Annotated in this window: 17 protein-coding genes, 1 tRNA gene and 1 pseudogene; 4 read left to right on the top strand and 15 right to left on the bottom strand. The window is 46.8% G+C overall.

The features are described from left to right. Positions 1 to 39: 39 nt before the first annotated feature. From ACLO87_RS09860 to ACLO87_RS09825, 8 genes are all read right to left on the bottom strand, one after another. Positions 40 to 564, bottom strand: a complete 525-nt coding sequence (locus tag ACLO87_RS09860) for a toxin-antitoxin system YwqK family antitoxin (RefSeq protein ID WP_430223567.1) — start codon at positions 562 to 564, stop codon at positions 40 to 42. A gap of 9 nt (positions 565 to 573) precedes the next feature. After that, positions 574 to 1,041, bottom strand: a complete 468-nt coding sequence (locus ACLO87_RS09855; RefSeq protein WP_135865415.1) for a hypothetical protein — start codon at positions 1,039 to 1,041, stop codon at positions 574 to 576. A 266-nt stretch (positions 1,042 to 1,307) separates the two neighbouring features. Then, positions 1,308 to 1,565 (bottom strand): hypothetical protein, encoded by a 258-nt coding sequence (locus tag ACLO87_RS09850; protein WP_430223566.1) that lies wholly within the window; start codon positions 1,563 to 1,565, stop codon positions 1,308 to 1,310. Between the two features lie 659 nt (positions 1,566 to 2,224). Then, positions 2,225 to 2,515 (bottom strand): DUF5339 family protein, encoded by a 291-nt coding sequence (locus ACLO87_RS09845; protein ID WP_430223565.1) that lies wholly within the window; start codon positions 2,513 to 2,515, stop codon positions 2,225 to 2,227. An 81-nt stretch (positions 2,516 to 2,596) separates the two neighbouring features. Continuing rightward, positions 2,597 to 3,904, bottom strand: coding sequence for a Y-family DNA polymerase (locus tag ACLO87_RS09840; protein WP_430223564.1), 1,308 nt, complete (start codon positions 3,902 to 3,904; stop codon positions 2,597 to 2,599). Continuing rightward, positions 3,874 to 4,299: a LexA family protein gene (locus tag ACLO87_RS09835; protein WP_430223563.1), complete on the bottom strand. Its 426-nt coding sequence runs from the start codon at positions 4,297 to 4,299 to the stop codon at positions 3,874 to 3,876. The genes ACLO87_RS09840 and ACLO87_RS09835 overlap by 31 nt, the downstream gene beginning before the upstream one ends. Positions 4,300 to 4,708: 409 nt before the next feature. Then, positions 4,709 to 5,506 (bottom strand): hypothetical protein, encoded by a 798-nt coding sequence (locus ACLO87_RS09830; protein ID WP_430223562.1) that lies wholly within the window; start codon positions 5,504 to 5,506, stop codon positions 4,709 to 4,711. Positions 5,507 to 5,675: 169 nt separating this feature from the next. Then, on the bottom strand, positions 5,676 to 6,314 hold the full coding sequence (locus tag ACLO87_RS09825; protein ID WP_430223561.1) for a hypothetical protein: 639 nt from the start codon (positions 6,312 to 6,314) through the stop codon (positions 5,676 to 5,678). A gap of 428 nt (positions 6,315 to 6,742) precedes the next feature. Here ACLO87_RS09825 and ACLO87_RS09820 point away from each other — a divergent pair. Next, positions 6,743 to 7,123 (top strand): annotated as a pseudogene (locus tag ACLO87_RS09820) (site-specific integrase); the annotation flags it as partial. 15 nt (positions 7,124 to 7,138) lie between these two features. Here the strand turns inward: ACLO87_RS09820 and ACLO87_RS09815 are convergent. After that, positions 7,139 to 7,215: transfer RNA gene (locus ACLO87_RS09815), tRNA-Ile, on the bottom strand. 150 nt (positions 7,216 to 7,365) lie between these two features. On the opposite strand from ACLO87_RS09815, the gene ACLO87_RS09810 reads away from it, so the two are divergent. After that, entirely contained in the window at positions 7,366 to 8,358 is a 993-nt protein-coding gene (locus ACLO87_RS09810) for a magnesium and cobalt transport protein CorA (protein WP_430223560.1), read from the top strand. A gap of 462 nt (positions 8,359 to 8,820) precedes the next feature. Here the strand turns inward: ACLO87_RS09810 and ACLO87_RS09805 are convergent, their stop codons facing one another. The 4 genes from ACLO87_RS09805 to ACLO87_RS09790 all read right to left on the bottom strand — a co-directional run bounded on the left by ACLO87_RS09805 (position 8,821) and on the right by ACLO87_RS09790 (position 13,196). Next, positions 8,821 to 9,354, bottom strand: a complete 534-nt coding sequence (locus ACLO87_RS09805) for a hypothetical protein (RefSeq protein ID WP_135863132.1) — start codon at positions 9,352 to 9,354, stop codon at positions 8,821 to 8,823. Positions 9,355 to 9,476: 122 nt separating this feature from the next. Beyond that, positions 9,477 to 10,871 (bottom strand): 2-oxoadipate dioxygenase/decarboxylase HglS, encoded by a 1,395-nt coding sequence (gene hglS / locus ACLO87_RS09800; protein ID WP_430223559.1) that lies wholly within the window; start codon positions 10,869 to 10,871, stop codon positions 9,477 to 9,479. A 44-nt stretch (positions 10,872 to 10,915) separates the two neighbouring features. Further along, the gene (locus ACLO87_RS09795) at positions 10,916 to 12,169 is read right to left on the bottom strand and encodes a 2-aminoadipate transaminase (protein ID WP_430223558.1); all 1,254 of its coding nucleotides are present in this window, start codon (positions 12,167 to 12,169) and stop codon (positions 10,916 to 10,918) included. Between the two features lie 100 nt (positions 12,170 to 12,269). After that, positions 12,270 to 13,196, bottom strand: a complete 927-nt coding sequence (locus ACLO87_RS09790; RefSeq protein ID WP_430223557.1) for a LysR substrate-binding domain-containing protein — start codon at positions 13,194 to 13,196, stop codon at positions 12,270 to 12,272. Positions 13,197 to 13,563: 367 nt separating this feature from the next. Here ACLO87_RS09790 and ACLO87_RS09785 point away from each other — a divergent pair, with 367 nt between their 5' ends. Continuing rightward, positions 13,564 to 14,142 carry a DJ-1/PfpI family protein gene (locus ACLO87_RS09785; RefSeq protein ID WP_135863126.1) on the top strand — a complete coding sequence of 193 codons (579 nt, stop codon included), beginning with the start codon at positions 13,564 to 13,566 and terminating at the stop codon, positions 14,140 to 14,142. A 78-nt stretch (positions 14,143 to 14,220) separates the two neighbouring features. On the opposite strand, the gene ACLO87_RS09780 is transcribed toward ACLO87_RS09785, so the two are convergent. Beyond that, positions 14,221 to 14,664, bottom strand: a complete 444-nt coding sequence (locus tag ACLO87_RS09780; RefSeq protein WP_430223556.1) for an NfeD family protein — start codon at positions 14,662 to 14,664, stop codon at positions 14,221 to 14,223. A gap of 14 nt (positions 14,665 to 14,678) precedes the next feature. Further along, complete coding sequence (locus ACLO87_RS09775) at positions 14,679 to 15,611, bottom strand: SPFH domain-containing protein (protein WP_430223555.1); 933 nt, start codon at positions 15,609 to 15,611, stop codon at positions 14,679 to 14,681. Positions 15,612 to 15,682: 71 nt separating this feature from the next. On the opposite strand from ACLO87_RS09775, the gene ACLO87_RS09770 reads away from it, so the two are divergent. After that, entirely contained in the window at positions 15,683 to 16,549 is an 867-nt protein-coding gene (locus tag ACLO87_RS09770; protein WP_430223554.1) for a pirin family protein, read from the top strand. The last annotated feature ends 1 nt before the right edge of the window (position 16,550 follow it).

The following is a 16,550-nucleotide window of genomic DNA, read 5'->3' as shown; positions in this document are numbered from 1 at the left end:
TCTAGGTAAAAAGTAAGGCGCCGTATAGGCGCCTTACTTTTACTGATTGCTGTGTGTGAAAGGTACTATAGTGCCATCTATGACAGCCCCGCGTTTTACCGCGTCGCCGTAATCATCAAGCTCTTCTACTATCCCATCAAATGCACCGTTCTTCAGTTGAGCACGCATAGAGAGTAGATTACTGTCGCTGTCGTGATACTGTCGAAATGAACCATGCGGAATGCCATTTACCACAGATAGCTCATACTGTAGGTTGCCATTTGGGTAGTAGCCTTTTACTACGCCATTCGCCTTACAGTTAGAGATAGGTATAGAGGTTTTGGGCTTACCATTTTCATAATAAGTGTCTAGCTTCTTATCGAGGCAATCACCACGCACCCACGAGTGCTGTTTGACTTGGCCATTAGGGTAATGCGCTATGAATTCTCCATCTTCTGTATCCTGTAGCTCTTCAAGCTGGAAGTCTGGGAATGGGCCTAAGTCCACCGCCAGTTTAGGCTTTGGGGCAGCGCATCCAACCAGCAGTGATAGTGCCAAAATGGGTAGCGAATAATGAAGTGTCATGGTGTGTACTTAAAAGGGGGAAATTCCGTCTATCTCATCAGCCCACCACAAACCTTGTGTATCCTTGACCAACTCAATGCTACCGCTTTGGTCTAGCCACTGTGTGGCGCTATGACGGCTGGCGTAAGGTAGGTCAATGTCGTAGTAATAGGTGCGCGATGTATCGTCGCTGCTTTTTTTAATATCGGTAATTTTAAGATTCTTATAGCCACCATTGTTTTGAACATATTGGCCGATTTTTTCTATAGAAAGCATAATCAATGAAGACTCTGCATTGCTTTCTAGCTCTGCCAATACACTAGGCTCTAGTATGTGTTTAATGGTGCGGCTGTTACCAGTATAGAACGCTTCTATATAAGTGAGGGCAACAGCATCAGCAGAGCTTTGGTCTACCTTAGGGCCAAGGCCAGGAATAGACACGCAAGCAGATAATAAAAACGCCCAAACAGCCAGTGACACTACGTTGAATAATCTCATGGTTTCCCTTTAGTTATCTACGCTACGCGGTGATAGCATGATTTTTGTTTTGAACGCGTAGCATCTTAGGACGGTGTCTAGTAAACGTATTATTCACGACCTTTGGCCCTATCTTTTCTACGGTACTACGCTGAAACAAGCGTCATTATCGCACTCTCGTTTTGGTGAGGCGGTAACTTTACACCGCGACACAGAAGGCGAAGTTTGTGAGACATTTGTGGCGGGATGTATCGCACCTGGTAAACAAGAGATACGGCCAAAACCCATCATGCGGGCGAGTCAGGTTTCTCTTTGTTTTTAGCTCTGAAATAGGCCGTAATTGTGATGGAGTACCCCAGCATTCTCATCGTATCCTGAAGTTCAAAGATACGTTTAGGGTTCGTAATGTGCTGCTCTCTGCAATACTCCTGAACTTCATTAGCAAGGGTGGTATTGGCAGAAAGGTTGGTAGAGAAAATGGCATTCTCTATATCGTGATTGGCAAAAGAGTCTGGCTTGCGATAGTAGTTTCTATTGATAGACATAAGATTCCCTATTTCTAGTTTCCTGCACAGAATCGAGGCATCACTTTTTGTCTACTAGCGCCTAAAAATCAGCGCTTATATCCACCTTATACAGCGCTTATATGCTCATTGGTAATGACCGTGTGATCATCCGTCATTGCTGTTCTCTCGTAGCGTGCTGCGTGCGTGAGTTGCCATTGAGCACCACCATAATGCATGCTTTTCTAGACTCGGTATCGCATTGTTTGACACGTTTAATAGCGTCATGACGGTCGGAGCTATTGACCTCATAGCGGCGTAAGCATCCATTCTCTAGTCTGAAATACACGTTCATAGTAGGTTTCATAAGGGAGTAAATAACCAAGTATTAGGCAACGCCAATACGCATTGAGCAGCCACACGCCACGACCCAATTCGTACGAGCTAATAAAAATGTTTATATGTTTCAGCCACTGCTGCGTGTAGACCTATCAGCCTTCTTGCTTATTGTTTTTCACGTGTTTTTGTCAGGGCTCAGTGGTAACTACAGCAATGCATATGCAGTATGAACACAGCCTGATGTTGGCTAATACGTATACTGCTTTTTCATTTTCAGAGTAAACGCTTACTACGCCTATATTCTTTGTTTTTAATCAAATGCTGCAAGATTGAAATGTTAGGTATTGATAAGTTGGCTGCGCTTATAAGCTGATGTTATGAATAAGTATTTTTTGATATTCTCGTAGCTCTTCCGCCTCTCGTGCACAGATGCGATCTTGCTCCGCTTTGGGCAGCGAGGCGTAGTGCTGTTTAGCGTCATGATAGATGGCCATGATTTCCTCGGCCTCACCTTTAGTCGCCTCATTAGACTCTAGTTTTTTAACGAAGCTATCTATGGCTGCGTAGTAGTCTTGGCAGATTGGCGTGAGCTCGTTAGAAAAGGCGGCTGATGACATGGATAAGGCTGCAACAGCAAACAGTATTTTTTTCATGTTTTGTATGTCCGTAGAGGTATGTAGGTAATTGGCGAGCATGCTACCACATCGTTAGTAGCGGGTTGTTGAGCGATAACATTATCGCCATATTTCAATAATTTGTTTCCAGTCTGTAGTACATGCGGGGGTCATGTGTTTTTGGCGTGTTTTCCATGGCGCATCCTCCAACCCTAGGCTTCTGGCAGGGATAATCATGCCGCGGCCAAATCGCTGATTAATGTCATCAATCACCTGCATCAGATTAGAACTAGTACTTTGTTCTATGGGGTCGGCAATATCAAAGAGCGACCCTTGTATATTGTGTGTTTGCGCATTTTCAATATCCAAAAGACACACTCCCGCTTTGGTGTATTTGGCTCCCTTTCTATAAATATGGTCTAGCGCTTTCATCGCTGCTGCATTGAGCTCTGTGGTGCTGTTGGTGGCATGCAGTAAAGTAAACACGGTGCTTGCAGAGTAGTGCGGACTATCGCCAAACGAGCTGGTGCGTATAAAGAGCAGCAAAGATGAGGTTTTGGATTGTTGAGTTCGTAACTTTGCGGCTGCCGCAGTGGCAAACGTCGATACGGCTTGTGCAAGGTCTTCTTTAGCGTAGACCGGGCTGCCAAATGATCGGGAGTACATAATTTGCTGCCGCGCAGCGGGTACTTCATTCCATGCTAAACAGGCCTCGCCACTTAGTTCACGAGCCGTTTTCGCTAGCACAATAGAAAACTTGTCGCGTATGACACGTTTGTCCGCTTGGGCAAGATCGGCCGCGGTGCGAATATTCAGCTCAAGCAGTTTCTTGCTCAGCCGTCGCCCTACGCCCCACACCTTATCAATGGGTACATGGCGAATGGCGCGCATCAATTGTGGGCCATCCAGCATGCTTAAATCACATACACCATCTAAGCGTGGCACATCTTTTGCCAGATGATTAGCGAGTTTAGCGAGAGTTCGGGTTGAGCCTATGCCCACACAAGTGGGGATACCTACCCACTGTTTGACGCGTTTTCTAATGGCTTGACCAAGTTCTCGGCCAGACTCTTGAATGCCGCTTAAATCAAGAAATGACTCATCAATAGAGTAGATTTCTTGGCGTGGTGAAAACTGTCCAATCACACTCATCATGCGACGGCTTAGGTCGGCATACAGACGAAAATTGGCAGACAGAGCAATTAAGCCATGCGATTGGGCCAGGTGTTTAATCTGAAACCAAGGGGCTCCCATTTTGATACCTAAGGCCTTAGCCTCTGCGGTACGCGCGATGGCACAGCCATCATTATTGGATAGCACTACCAAAGGTCGGCTCTCATAAGCAGGGTGCATAGCCCGCTCGCATGAGCAGTAAAAACTGTTCCCGTCGATAAGAGCTATGCGTGTACGTGGTTTTTGAGCGTCCATGTAACGACCCCCCAGACAGATAGCTCCTGACCGTCTTTGAACTCAATATCGTGAAAAGCAGGGTTAGCGGCTAAGAGCTTCACGTGCCTCTGTTGTTGGTAGAGCTGCTTGATGGTGAACTCGCCATCCACCACCGCCAAAACAATGTGACCGTGCCGTGGTTCTATAGAGCGATCAATTACCACGTAATCCCCATCATCAATACCAGCATCGCGCATAGAGGGCCCACGCACACGCATGAAATAGGTGGCATCAGCTTGATGAATCAGTAGATCGGTAATGCTGAGCGTTTTATGGTCATAATCACCCGCAGGGCTAGGAAAACCGCACTGCACGGTGCTGTTCATGATCCGCACGGGAGTAGGTCTGGACGAAAGAGGAGCAGGCGAATCCATGTTTATTTTATTGCTGTATAAATAAACAGTATTTTCGACGTTTATAGAGGGTTCGTCAATGGGGATGTAGCGGTTGTGTGGTGTGTGGGAGGGGGGCTAGAGCGCACCGGTACGGTTGAGGTGGCTAACGGACAGCCGATTTTCAGGAACTTGGAGAAATCCGGCTCTGTTGCTTACCCAGCCGCACCAGCTATAGATGGGATTGCAGACTTCTTCGAGATGTTCTGCACCCGTCGGGGTTCAACAGAGCAGCTAACAGGAATCCGTCAGTTCGCTAAAAAGCTGGAATATGGGATGCAACTCACACAGCAGAATCTAGACACTGCACGGGCTGATATGTAGCGTATGCGAGGGCTTGTACCGTTACTCACTCAAGAGGAAGCGGACAGCCTTATTTTGCAGGTGCAGATTAAGAGTAGGTTGCTAGAAACCGTTCCATGGCTTTGTTTATGTCATCTTTAATTGTTGCGATAGTTTTATATTTTAGATGATTGAGTGCAGCAGGTTTTGTGTGATACTCAATTGTATGTTTAGTCCGTCCAATCAAATACAAAATATGTGTTTCCAGCACAACGGCAGCCCTAATTCTTTCTGGGTTACCTAGGTCGTGCAAGGGGAGTTGATTAAAGGCTTTTAGGGAGGTCATGAGTCCATCTCGAAGAAAAAAATTCCATCGAGAATTCAGGTCATTAGGTGTTTCGCATCTTTCAATGGCTGTTATGGCTGAGATAGACCTAGCGAATAGGCTCTTAACAACCATTTTATATCCATCCTCAAGATGCTGTCGTTCGCTTTTTTTTTGTTCTAATTGATTATTAGCTGCCGCCTCAACACTCATGTACCCAATGAAAACAGCAGCCATAATAGCTCCTATAGAGCCAGCAGCCTGTACCCATGAAGCAGCTTCGCCACTGCTTTTAATTTCAAATGCTCCGGCTAGGACAATAACTATCAGTGCACATGCAACAAGAGAAAGCGCAACCAAACCTATACATACAAGTCGAGCGATTTTTTTATTTTTGTAAAACATCCAGGAAAAAGTTGCGATTATTCCAAAAAATATAGAGAAAATATTCCATTTGGAAACTAAATGGTAACCAATGAGACCACTTATAAGAGCACCGGCAGTCAACGATACAGCAAGATAAAAAATAGGTTTTTTACCCCATTCTGACCACATCTCTTTCCACCACTTTTCTTTTTGCATCTCCCCTCCTATTCAATGAATGTATTAAGTTTAACTTAGTACGTTTCTTTTTTCGCCTGTTTTCAGGAATGAGTGCTCTCTACGGTTGGCTATTGTGGTGGATAAGAGTGTAACAGGTTCTGTTTTGGAAATCGTATAAATGTCAAATTTTTTGATAAATTTTTCATTTTTATTGATTTTTTTGATGCATTTTTCTTATCAAAATATTAAGTTTTTCTGAAAAATGATCGTTGAATACTATGTTTTTGGTTTTTTCTTTATTCTCATATATACTAAATTCATTTTTTATTATATATGGAAGATGGTACTGTATTTGTGATTCAATTGTTGAGTTCCATTCTGGTAGTTGGCTTGTGTTAAGTATTTCTTCTGAAGTGTAAAGTAGTTGGCTAACAAAGAATTCATATGATATTTTTTCTTCATCAGTAAGTCCATGTGGGTATTTTTCTTCATCAAAAGTAGATGGTCTTGCAAATTTTGGATTTTCTATAGCAAGATTTAAGTATTGTTTGTACATGGATTTGGCTTCTGATTCTATAGTCCTCTTATAGGCTGAATATGCAACTAAGACAGTAATAAGAGCGATGCTTACTCCCAAGGTAGCACAGAGGTCTTGGATGTTTGAGGTTGAGCTGTTAGTAGGGGTTGTCTCACGACCAATAAAGTATATGGAAAAGGCTATAAAAAAAACAATAGATATTGTAAGTAAGAGGTAATTTTGCAGGCTTGCTATGTAACCTATTAGTATTCCATAAGTAGTTCCTGAAATTAGAGTAATTATTAAATGTTTATCACTAATTTTATTCATTTTATGTTTTCTTGAAATTTTAATTTGGTATGGAAATTATATCAATTTGTTGGTTTTTATCTATAAGAATTTATTTCTGAGAAAATGTGGTGAGAATTGGAGTGAGAAATGACATTTCACTTAAAGAAGCAGCGGAGTGATTATGTGTGTCGTACCAGATGGTGTTTGACAAAAGACACTAGACCAACTTCCGCACGCTGAGCGGCGAAAGAGTTAGACAATCTACTGGGGCAAGGGGCAAGGGGCAAGGGGCAAGGGGCAAGAAGGCAGCGCAGGAGTATCACGACTGTTTAAAGGTGGGGGGTTGGCGAGCCGATATGCTTGGTGAGGAAATCTACACCTTTAAGGAGGAGGTGCTAGGAATGCTGAAGTTGTCAGAAGGGCGGAGTTATTACGAAACCAAGCTTAGGCACCTTCAGTATTGGCGTGATGCTCTAGCAGTAATAGAGCGACGCATGAAAACAGCGGTGAAATATGTTTTTGAGCGACCACCACAGAGAAAGGATGGTGAGGTCATCAAGATATTTCAGACGGACGCTAGAGACTTTAAGCGAGCATGCGCAAAAGTAGGCATTGAGGATTTCAGGTTTCACGACCTGCGCCACACGTGGGCAAGCTGGCACGTCCAATCTGGAACGCCTTTGATGGTTTTGAAGGAATTAGGCGGATGGGAGACGTTGGAAATGGTGCAAAGGTATGCTCATTTAGCACCTTCGCATTTGGCCCATCACGCAAGTTCGGTCACATTTTGGGCACAGCAAGCCGGAAAAGAAAAAGAGCAACCGTGCAGGGTTGCTCTAATGTCTTGATTTCAATGAAGATTATGGTGGGCCCAGCTGGACTTGAACCAGCGACCAACGGATTATGAGTCCGCTGCTCTAACCAACTGAGCTATAGGCCCACGGCCTTCACAAGAGTGCAATTATGACATAAAGAAGGCCGCTTTGCCTAGTGAGTCCGGCAATGAAAAAAAACGCGGTTTCACCTGTGTCTGCAACTGGTTATCAATGCTATGGTGAAAGGCGTTAAAAGGCAGAGGAAAAGGATCACTATGGAGCCATCGGTCACGCCAGGTAGCACTAAGAATGCGGCGTATTTGTACACGCAGCAAGGCGCGTATAAGCATGAAGATTTGGATGCACTGCGCACGTTGTCACGCGCGGATGGCGATGTGCTATGGGTAATGCTATCAGACCCCGAGCTGGAAGATATTCAGAGGGTATGCGCGGATCTTTCTATCTCTGAGTATGTGCAGCAAAGCATGCAGGAAAAGCACCGCCGCCCCAAACTGATTAGCCTTGAGCAAGAGGGTTTTGTGGCGGTGATTACGTTGGAGCTGAAATCCAAACGTCCCGTGTTTTCTGAGATGCAGTTAGTGATAGGGCGTAACCTGCTCATCACAATATGCAAGGGCCAAGATTTACCACATGAACAACTCCATGAACGGCTGTCGTCACTAACTGGTGCTGCCTTGCGTGGCAGTGATTATCTGGCCTTTGAATGGCTGGACTTGGTGATGGATCACTATGTTCAGGCGTTGGATGTCCTAGAAGTTGCGGTAGAGGCAATGGAGCAGCGGTTGTTATTGCACGGTTTCCAGCGTAGTGATGTGCAAGGTATTTACCGCTTGCGCCGTGACTTATTACGTATAGAGATGGTGATTGCGCCTTTGGCTGAGATTTGCCGACGTATGGCACGTTTGAATTCATCGTTTGTTGAGCCATCTAACCAAGCTTATTTTGCTGAGGTATCAGATAGAGCTTCGCGCGTGACGGAGTTGATTCATGCATTGCGTGATGCGTTGGCGTTTGCCTTTGAGGGCGGGCAAATGCTAGAGCAAATGAAGCAGACCGACACAGGACGCAAATTGGCCGCTTGGGCAGCAATTCTGGCAGTCCCTACAGCCATTGCAGGTATTTATGGGATGAACTTCAAGTTTATGCCAGAGCTGGAGTGGACCTTTGGGTATCCGATGGTATTAACTGGTATGGCGAGCTTGTGCGGGTTTCTGTATTACCGGTTCAAGAAAGCAGGGTGGTTGTAGAAGTGAGTTGTAGCATTTTTTTTTGTGACCACTTCGCAAGCAGGTAATTACTGACCAAAGAACCTCGTCTGTATGATTGATGCGTCTCACGGTAGTTTCTGAATGAGTTGTCCCCAAAGTTATGCACAGATTTTGGGGATATCTTTTGGCTTGACTTTTAACGGTTCTTAAAAATCGTTCAGCGCGATGTGAATACTCAGTCACAAAATACATAATGTTATTTGTATGTTTTTGTTTCTGTATAAATAAAGCTTTTTAATCAATGTCTTATATCGGTTTTTTGGCTTTTTCTGATCATTTTCTGACGTTATGCTGAATGTGTTTTTGGTGTTGATGTTTGAGGTCTAAAAGACATGATAAGCATAAGTAAAGACTAGGAAATTTTAGCTTTTAGCCGCACGGGAATTGAAAGATATCCACTGTTTTTGAAATGTCAAGATGGAAATAACGAGGGGCTTGATCTTAGTCTATAGATTTGATCGTAGCTTCCACATCGATGATGCTCCCGCGCGAGGTTGGGTGGTTTTGCTGGTGCGCTAGCAGTTGGCTGGCAATATTAAAACATTCATCTATGTGCTTGTGACCGACTCGTCGCAACACGATATAGCTTAGGCTAGACGCTGCTACCGATCCTAGTACAGGAATATATTTACCACCGTATTTAGTAGCCAGGCTTTTCATGCCCATGCTTTGCAGCAAGCCTATAACGCGCTTGGGAGTGATGACTTTGCCTAATAAACCTATGCTGAAGTTAGCGCCGCCAACAACCAGAATTTTCTTTAATTCAGGACTTAAGGCTTCTACTTGTTCGGCGCTTAAGCCAAATTTTTCATTAATTTTCGGCAGTATTTGCAGCAATAGGGCAACGTCGGTACTAACGTCTAATCCAGGTATGGGAACGACGGCAGCAGCGGCTGAGATCAAGGCACGTTGACTCACCAACCTACGGCAGTCAGCACGTATTTGTTCGAGTTCGGCAAGGGAAGTGGCGGCCATAAGAGTTCACTATATAAGGGCGCAGAAGGCCTGCACGTCTTAATAATGCTAGCAGAAATAGCTAGGTGATGGCGGTGGTTTTGTGGGGAGGGGTAGGGTGAGGCTGCCCCTCCTGTAGGGGATTAGCGTTGTACGCCCAATGCGTGCAAACACTGCTCTAAAGAGCGTTGTGCGGTTTGTGCGTAGAGCTGCTGTTCATCAATCACGCTTTGACCCAATTGGGATTCAAAGATTTCTTGATTGGACAGTTGAGCGTAGCTGCTGTTGCTACCATCACCCAAATTGGATTGGAAAATACCGGCTGCACTGACGGGTAAAAAGTCTTCATAAACAATGGGGGACAAACGTACGTCGCCATTTTGTATCAGTTGAGCAATAGAGGTATTGGCTTCGTAATTGCCTGCTTTAGCCAACCCTTGGGTAGTGGGCAGATAGTTGAAATACACCAAGTCGTTGTTGAACATCTGTTCCAACGTGTCGGGGAAGTTTTCAAAGTGCTTGTGCATCAACTGGGTGTAGGTCTCTGCGTTGTGTTCGGCGGGGGCTTCACCTAGTTCAGCGCGTGCCGCGTTTAGCAGGCGGTCATAGAGCTCTCGGCCTTTGTGCGTGACGGCGGCACCACGCTGTTCTATTTCACCGAAACGGGCAGTGTGGCTGCCTTGCTCACTAGTGTCTTGATCAGAAAAACGCACGGGCTCATTTAAGGCTTTGAAGCTGGTTTGGCGCAGCAAAATAGGATGCTGGCGAGTAGGTGGGCCTTCAATCACGGCTTTGGGCGTAATACCGTACTTAGGCATGCTTTCTTGTACAGAGTCTATGTCTAAGGTGCGTGGCGTCAGGTGATTAATATGCGGGCCTTTGAAGGCCACCACGTCTGCAATCAATCGGTGCTGGTCATGCAGGTCTTTGTATTGGGCGCTAGATACGGTGGACTCGCCATGCCATCTGAAGGTTTTAATCGCTTCACTCACAAAGCGAGTGGCATCATCAGCGTTGAGGCCGCCGTCTTGTTCGCACTGGGCAATCAGTTTTAAGGCCTCAGGGCTGAAAATCTGACGATTAGCCAAAATAGCGCGAGCTTCTTCACGCAAGGCGGCATCTTCAATGAGCTCCAGGCGCAGCAACGAGGTGAATACGCGGAAAGGACTAACACGTAGTTCATCTTCGTGCAGTGCACGAAAGGCCGTAGAGTGTACGGGGACGCCAGCAGGGGTTAAGTCGTAGTAGCCTACAGGGTGCATGCCCATGACGGCAAACAAACGGCCAATGGTGTGCAGCTCTTCAGGTGTACCAACGCGAATCGCGCCATGACGTTCTTCGTCCAAGCGTTCCAGTTCTTTAGCTTGTTGTAGGTTTTTATGCAGGTCTTGGTCTGCTTGTAAGGTGTTCTGGTTGATGTCAGCGACCAGTTCCATCAGCGTACCGTAGAGTGGTACTTCGTCTTTGTACATGGCAGACATGGCAGCAGAAAATTGCGCACGAATCTGGCTAGGGCTTACAAAATTAGAGGATGTCATACAAGCTACTCCTTTGCGTGATGACGGCATAGATCAATAGGAAATTAGTGACATTCAGCTAAGCATTCACCCAGAATGCTCAGGCCTTTATCCAGCAGTTCAGGCTCAATGGTCAGAGGAGCCAACAGACGAATCACGTGACGTGAGTCGCCGCTAGGCATCAACAGCAGACCGCGTTCGCGAGCGCGTTGCAGGACTTTTGCGAGTTCTTGTGTGCCGGGGCCACCTTGTGGGTTACGCAGTTCAATGCCGCGCATAGTGCCCACACCTGTGAGGCGTTTGATTACCGGTAACTTTTGGGCTTCCCAGTGCTGATAGTGTTTGAGCACAAGGTTTTCATAGGTGCTAGCCCACTGCTGCAATTGCTGCTCATCGCTGAGTTGCTGAATGATTTGCAATGCAGCGGCACAAGCAACAGCGTTGCCAGAGTAAGTGCCGCCCAAGCTGCCCGAGGGCATGCTTTGGAACAGCACAGAACGGCCCATCACTGCGCCTAAAGGCAAGCCACCCGCAATGCTTTTACCTAATAGCAATAGATCGGGTTCTACGCCTAATTGCTCAAATCCAAAGCGTTTACCGGTACGACCAAAGCCAGATTGCACTTCATCCCACACCAGCAAAATGCCGTGCTCATCACAGAACTGACGCAGGTAACGGGCAAACTCCGGATCTAACATCTGGAAGCCACCATCGCCTTGTACCGGCTCCGCAATAATGCAGGCGATGTCGTTTACATCCAGTTCTACTTTGATTAAGCGCTGCAAGGCTGAGATGGCGGTTGCGCTGTCAACGTTGCTGTCGTGGCTGGGGTAGGGGATGTGATACACAGGCCCAGGCAATGCACCTAAACCTTTTTTGTACGGGGCTACTTTGCCATTCAGGTTGAGTGCTGCCAACGTGCGGCCATGAAATGCGCCATCAAAGGCGACCACAGCGCTACGTTGGGTGTTGAAACGTGCAATTTTTAAGGCATTTTCAGTGGCTTCGGCGCCGCAGTTGGTGAGCATGCCCAAGTACGGTTCTTTACTAGGAATAAACGCAGCCAAGGCATCCATCAGTTGGCTGTAGGGCTGATGCGGGATGGCATTGAACGCTGAGTGCGTCATGCGTTGTGCTTGATCGATAATGGCTGCAACTACAGCAGGGTTGCAGTGCCCCAAGTTAAGCACGCCAATACCGCCAATAAAATCAATGTACTCGCGGCCTTCGCTATCCCACACACGGGCATTTTTGCCTGATGTCAGCGTGATGGGATGAACAATAGACAGAGCAGGGCTGATGTGCGCGCTGGTTTGCATGGAAAATCCTTTGTGATGTTGTCTCGATATTCTTCTTGGAGTGCGAGCCTGTATCACAGCAAAAATCATGCAGTGCAGCAAACGAAAAAAAGGGAGTGTGTTATTCCTTTTTTTCGTGATCTTTAAGTTTCAAGTGTTGGGTGAGCCAGTTAATTAATTGGCGTATGCGAGGTTCATCTGCGGTATGTGCTTCGTAGGCGACATAGTAGGCCCCCAAACTAGGCAGTTCATGCTCCCACGGGCAGAGCAATAATTGCTGCTGTAGTGCGTCCGCTGCCAAAAATTTGGGTACTAAGGCGATGCCATATCCGGCTAAGGCTGCTTGTATACAGGCAGACCATGTGGCGAAACGGGGGCCGTGGTAGCTGTGCTCTACAGGATCATTTTGATCGGAAAAGTAGAGTTCCCACGCATTGGGACGTGAGTGGCATTGAATCAATCCGAAACGGGCTAGTTGCGAGGCCTGTCGTATGGTTTTTTTGCCTAACAGGCTAGGCTGGCAAACGGGAATCATGCCTTCTTCGAAAAGCTTAATGCATTCCAAATTTTCCCAGTTTCCATGCCCAAACAAAAAAGCGACATCAATGTTTTTTTGCGCCAAGCTAAAAGGTTGCAACGAGTCGTGCATATCTATCTGTATATGCGGATGCAGATCATGGAAATGCTTCAGCAACGGGATAAGCCAATGTGCGCCCAAGCTAGGGTGTGCGGCAATACTAAGCAGCTCACGCTCGTGGTCGTAAGACAGCATTTGCAGTGTGGATTGCTCTATGTGCAGCAGTATTTTGCGGGCTTGTTCCAGATACAGCTGGCCAGCGGGAGATAGGCTTAGTCGTTTGCGCAGCCGCCTAAATAGTGGGGTTTGCAGTGTGTCTTCTAGCAAAGCTACCTGTTTGCTGACTGCGCTTTGTGTGAGGTGTAGTTCTTTGGCGGCATGGGTGAAACTTAGGTGCCTAGCAGCCGCTTCAAAACATTGCAGCGATGTTATGGAAGGGTACTGGTTACGGGAAAGGCCCTGAAAGCTCATGCTAAAACCTACACAAACAAAGAGTAGGGGTATTTTAGCCTGTGAAAGGCAGAGAGGGGAAAAGGCGCACGCAATAAAAAAACCAGCCCGCAGGCTGGTTAAGAGGAGGAGACCACCACAGAAAACCTGAAAGCTACAGTGCTTGATTTCATTATGGTTGTATTGGTTATAGCGTCAAGGAATAAATCCCATTAAGTTTTTGTAAATGAAAATGGTCAGTAACGAGAAACAGCTATATGATGGTTGTAAAGCTACTGTTTATCTGGCTTTGTGGATTTTTCTCGTAATTTATTAAATTGCTTTTTGTTACGATATAGCGGTATATAAAAGCGAACTTTTGCGTGTTTTTCACTAAAGGAGTGCAGCAATGGCTAAAAAAATACTGATGTTGTGCGGTGATTATTGCGAAGATTACGAAACGATGGTCCCGTTTCAGACATTGCAGGCAGTGGGGCATAGAGTAGATGCCGTATGTCCGGGTAAGAAAAAGGGTGAAAGCATCGCAACGGCGATTCACGATTTCGAAGGGGAACAAACCTATTCGGAAAAACGTGGCCATAACTTTGTACTGAATGCCGATTTTGATGCCATTCAGGCTTCTGATTACGATGCTTTAGTCATTCCTGGTGGGCGTGGGCCTGAATACTTGCGATTAAATCCGCAAGTGATTGCAATCGTGCAGCATTTCTTTGTAGAAGATAAGCCTGTGGCGGCTGTGTGCCACGGAGCGCAATTGCTTGCGGCGGCTAAAGTGCTGAATGGCCGTACATGTTCGGCGTACCCGGCGTGTCGCCCTGATGTAGAGCTTGCTGGAGGCCGTTACGCCGATATTGCGGTGAATGCGGCGATTACAGAAGGCAACTTGGTGACGGCACCGGCATGGCCGGCACACCCAGAATGGTTAGCGCAATTCTTGAAGTTGCTAGGTACTAAAATCACGCTATAAGCGATTAACGTATCAGCGAGTAAACGTAAAAAAAGCCCTGCTGTTTTTGCAGGGCTTTTTTGTGGGTGCAGCGTAAGGTTAAGCGCTTTGTGCTGGTTCTACCAACAACATAGATCCTTCAATACCGACTACACGTACCGGATCGCCTTCAGCAATAGTGGCGGAGCATAGCGCTGTGTAAAAGCTGTCATCTAGACGTACACGGCCTTGGCCTTGAGTAAAGGCTGTAATAGCCACAGCCTGACGCCCTACATAGCTGTGCAGGCCACTGTTTAATGAGCTTTGCTCTGGGCTGAGTTTACGTTTGCGGTGTAATCGCAGTCCTACCCAAACCGATAGACCAATGGCTATGGCTAGCACCAAGAATTGTAAGCCTAAAGGAGCCTCTGGCCACGCGCTCACGAATAGGCCCACGACCATAGCTGCTACGCCTATCCAGAGGATAAATACGCCTGGAATCAATGCCTCCAGAGCCATCAGCAAGCAGCCGATAATAAACCATGACCATGGGCTAGCGAACATGTTGGAGCCTTCTCTTAGGGTTTAGTGGTAGCGTTGGTGGACAGGTTTTTCAGTAGTTCACCAATACCGGCAACCGCGCCAGTTACGCCTGTGGCTTCCAGAGGCATCATCACCAGTTTGCTGTTATCGGCACTACCGATTTTTTCCAGCGCTTCCACGTATTTTAAGCCTAAGAAGTATTGCACGGCGTGCAGATTACCTTCGGCAATCGCAGCGGACACATCACGTGTTGCTTTCGCTTCAGCTTCGGCTTGGCGCTCACGTGCTTCAGCGATCAGGATGGCGGATTCACGTTCACCTTGAGCACGCAACACGGCAGCTTGTTTTTCACCTTCAGCTTGCAGAATCTCGGCTTCACGTTGGCCGTTAGCTTTAGTCACCAGCGCACGACGATGACGTTCAGCAGTCATTTGCAGATTCATAGCTTCTTGCAGTTCGGGTGACATGGCCAAATCGCGAATCTCGATACGCGTTACCTTCACGCCCCACGGTGCGGTAGCGGAGTCTACAGCAGACAGCAGACGTTCGTTGATTTGTTCACGGTTGGACAGCATGTGATCCAATTCCATGGAGCCCAATACCGAACGTAGGTTGGTAGTAGTCAGGTTCACAATTGCACGTTGCAGGTTATCTACTTGGTAAGCGGCTTGTGCAGCGTTATCGATACGGTAGAACACCACGCCATCAGCGGTAATGGAAACGTTATCGCGTGAAATCACGTTTTGTGTAGGTACATCCAACACTGATTCCATAACGGAAAGCTTGGTACCAATGCGATCAATAAACGGAACAATAAAGTTTAAGCCGGGGCTTAATGTGCGGGTGTAGCGGCCAAAACGTTCTAGTGTCCACTGTCTACCTTGAGGGATAACTTTGATCCCAGCACCTATTACTACTACCGCTAGAATGACTAAAACGACAGTAAAATCAAAAAAACCACCTAACATATGAGAAATCCCATTTAAAGTACAGTAAATTGCTATAAATAGATTTTAGCGTATTGCGCGAGGAAGTTTTTATGCTTGAGATGGTAATTGAAACTCGGTTACACAATATAGGGGCATTTGACGTAGGCAGAGTATTGCCTTTCCGCAAGCGTAGAATGGTGGGGCCGTTTATTTTCTTTGACCGTATGGGGCCGCAACATTTTGCTGCACCTATTACAACTGACGCAGACGTATTACCACACCCGCATACGGGTTTGGCTACTGTCACGTATTTGTTTGAAGGCACCATGACTCACCGCGATAGCTTGGGCGTGCAGCAGCAAATACGTCCGGGCGAGTTAAATTGGATGAGTGCAGGTTCGGGCATTAGCCATTCCGAACGCTTTGACGATATGCGTGCAACGGGCGGCAATTTGGATGGCATCCAAGCGTGGGTGGCATTGCCTAAAGAGTTTGAAGAAAGCGATCCTAGTTTTCAGCACTTTGATGAGCAGCAATTGCCTTTGCTAGAAGACGCCATGTTCCGTGGTCGTTTGATCGCTGGTAAAGCCTTTGGTTGTGAGGCTCCAGTCGATGTGTTTTCACCATTGTTTTATGTGGATTTGCAGGTAAAAGCAGGCGGGCGCATCCCGTTGCCTATGCCTTATACCGAGCGCGCCATATATGTGGCTAAAGGCTGTATTGAATATGGTGGCCATCGCTACGAGTCTGGCCACATGCTGGTGTTTACACCGGGAGCAGATCCCGATGTACGTGCTGTAGGCGATGCAAGGGTAATGTTGCTGGGTGGTGAATCAGTGGGTGAGCGATTCATGTGGTGGAACTTTGTGGCGTCCAGCAAAGAGCGCCTAGAACAAGCTAAAGCGGACTGGCAGTCGGGGCGCATTGCTTTGCCCCCTATGGATAACGATGCGTTTATCCCGCTGCCTGAACAATAAA

Source organism: Paenalcaligenes sp. Me52, from assembly GCF_050487965.1.
In the GTDB taxonomy this organism is placed as follows: Bacteria; Pseudomonadota; Gammaproteobacteria; order Burkholderiales; family Burkholderiaceae_B; genus Paenalcaligenes.
Note: the sequence above shows the minus strand (reverse complement) of the source record. Positions and strands in the feature narration are given on the sequence as shown.

Coding starts and splice junctions, on each gene's coding strand:
- ACLO87_RS09790 (WP_430223557.1), bottom strand. CDS start 13,196: ATGAGCTTTCAGGGCCTTTCCCGTAACCAGTACCCTTCCATAACATCG.
- hglS (WP_430223559.1), bottom strand. CDS start 10,871: ATGACATCCTCTAATTTTGTAAGCCCTAGCCAGATTCGTGCGCAATTT.
- ACLO87_RS09775 (WP_430223555.1), bottom strand. CDS start 15,611: ATGTTAGGTGGTTTTTTTGATTTTACTGTCGTTTTAGTCATTCTAGCG.
- ACLO87_RS09830 (WP_430223562.1), bottom strand. CDS start 5,506: ATGCAAAAAGAAAAGTGGTGGAAAGAGATGTGGTCAGAATGGGGTAAA.
- ACLO87_RS09850 (WP_430223566.1), bottom strand. CDS start 1,565: ATGTCTATCAATAGAAACTACTATCGCAAGCCAGACTCTTTTGCCAAT.
- ACLO87_RS09840 (WP_430223564.1), bottom strand. CDS start 3,904: ATGGACGCTCAAAAACCACGTACACGCATAGCTCTTATCGACGGGAAC.
- ACLO87_RS09810 (WP_430223560.1), top strand. CDS start 7,366: ATGGAGCCATCGGTCACGCCAGGTAGCACTAAGAATGCGGCGTATTTG.
- ACLO87_RS09825 (WP_430223561.1), bottom strand. CDS start 6,314: ATGAATAAAATTAGTGATAAACATTTAATAATTACTCTAATTTCAGGA.
- ACLO87_RS09845 (WP_430223565.1), bottom strand. CDS start 2,515: ATGAAAAAAATACTGTTTGCTGTTGCAGCCTTATCCATGTCATCAGCC.
- ACLO87_RS09805 (WP_135863132.1), bottom strand. CDS start 9,354: ATGGCCGCCACTTCCCTTGCCGAACTCGAACAAATACGTGCTGACTGC.
- ACLO87_RS09860 (WP_430223567.1), bottom strand. CDS start 564: ATGACACTTCATTATTCGCTACCCATTTTGGCACTATCACTGCTGGTT.
- ACLO87_RS09780 (WP_430223556.1), bottom strand. CDS start 14,664: ATGTTCGCTAGCCCATGGTCATGGTTTATTATCGGCTGCTTGCTGATG.
- ACLO87_RS09855 (WP_135865415.1), bottom strand. CDS start 1,041: ATGAGATTATTCAACGTAGTGTCACTGGCTGTTTGGGCGTTTTTATTA.
- ACLO87_RS09835 (WP_430223563.1), bottom strand. CDS start 4,299: ATGGATTCGCCTGCTCCTCTTTCGTCCAGACCTACTCCCGTGCGGATC.
- ACLO87_RS09785 (WP_135863126.1), top strand. CDS start 13,564: ATGGCTAAAAAAATACTGATGTTGTGCGGTGATTATTGCGAAGATTAC.
- ACLO87_RS09795 (WP_430223558.1), bottom strand. CDS start 12,169: ATGCAAACCAGCGCGCACATCAGCCCTGCTCTGTCTATTGTTCATCCC.
- ACLO87_RS09770 (WP_430223554.1), top strand. CDS start 15,683: ATGCTTGAGATGGTAATTGAAACTCGGTTACACAATATAGGGGCATTT.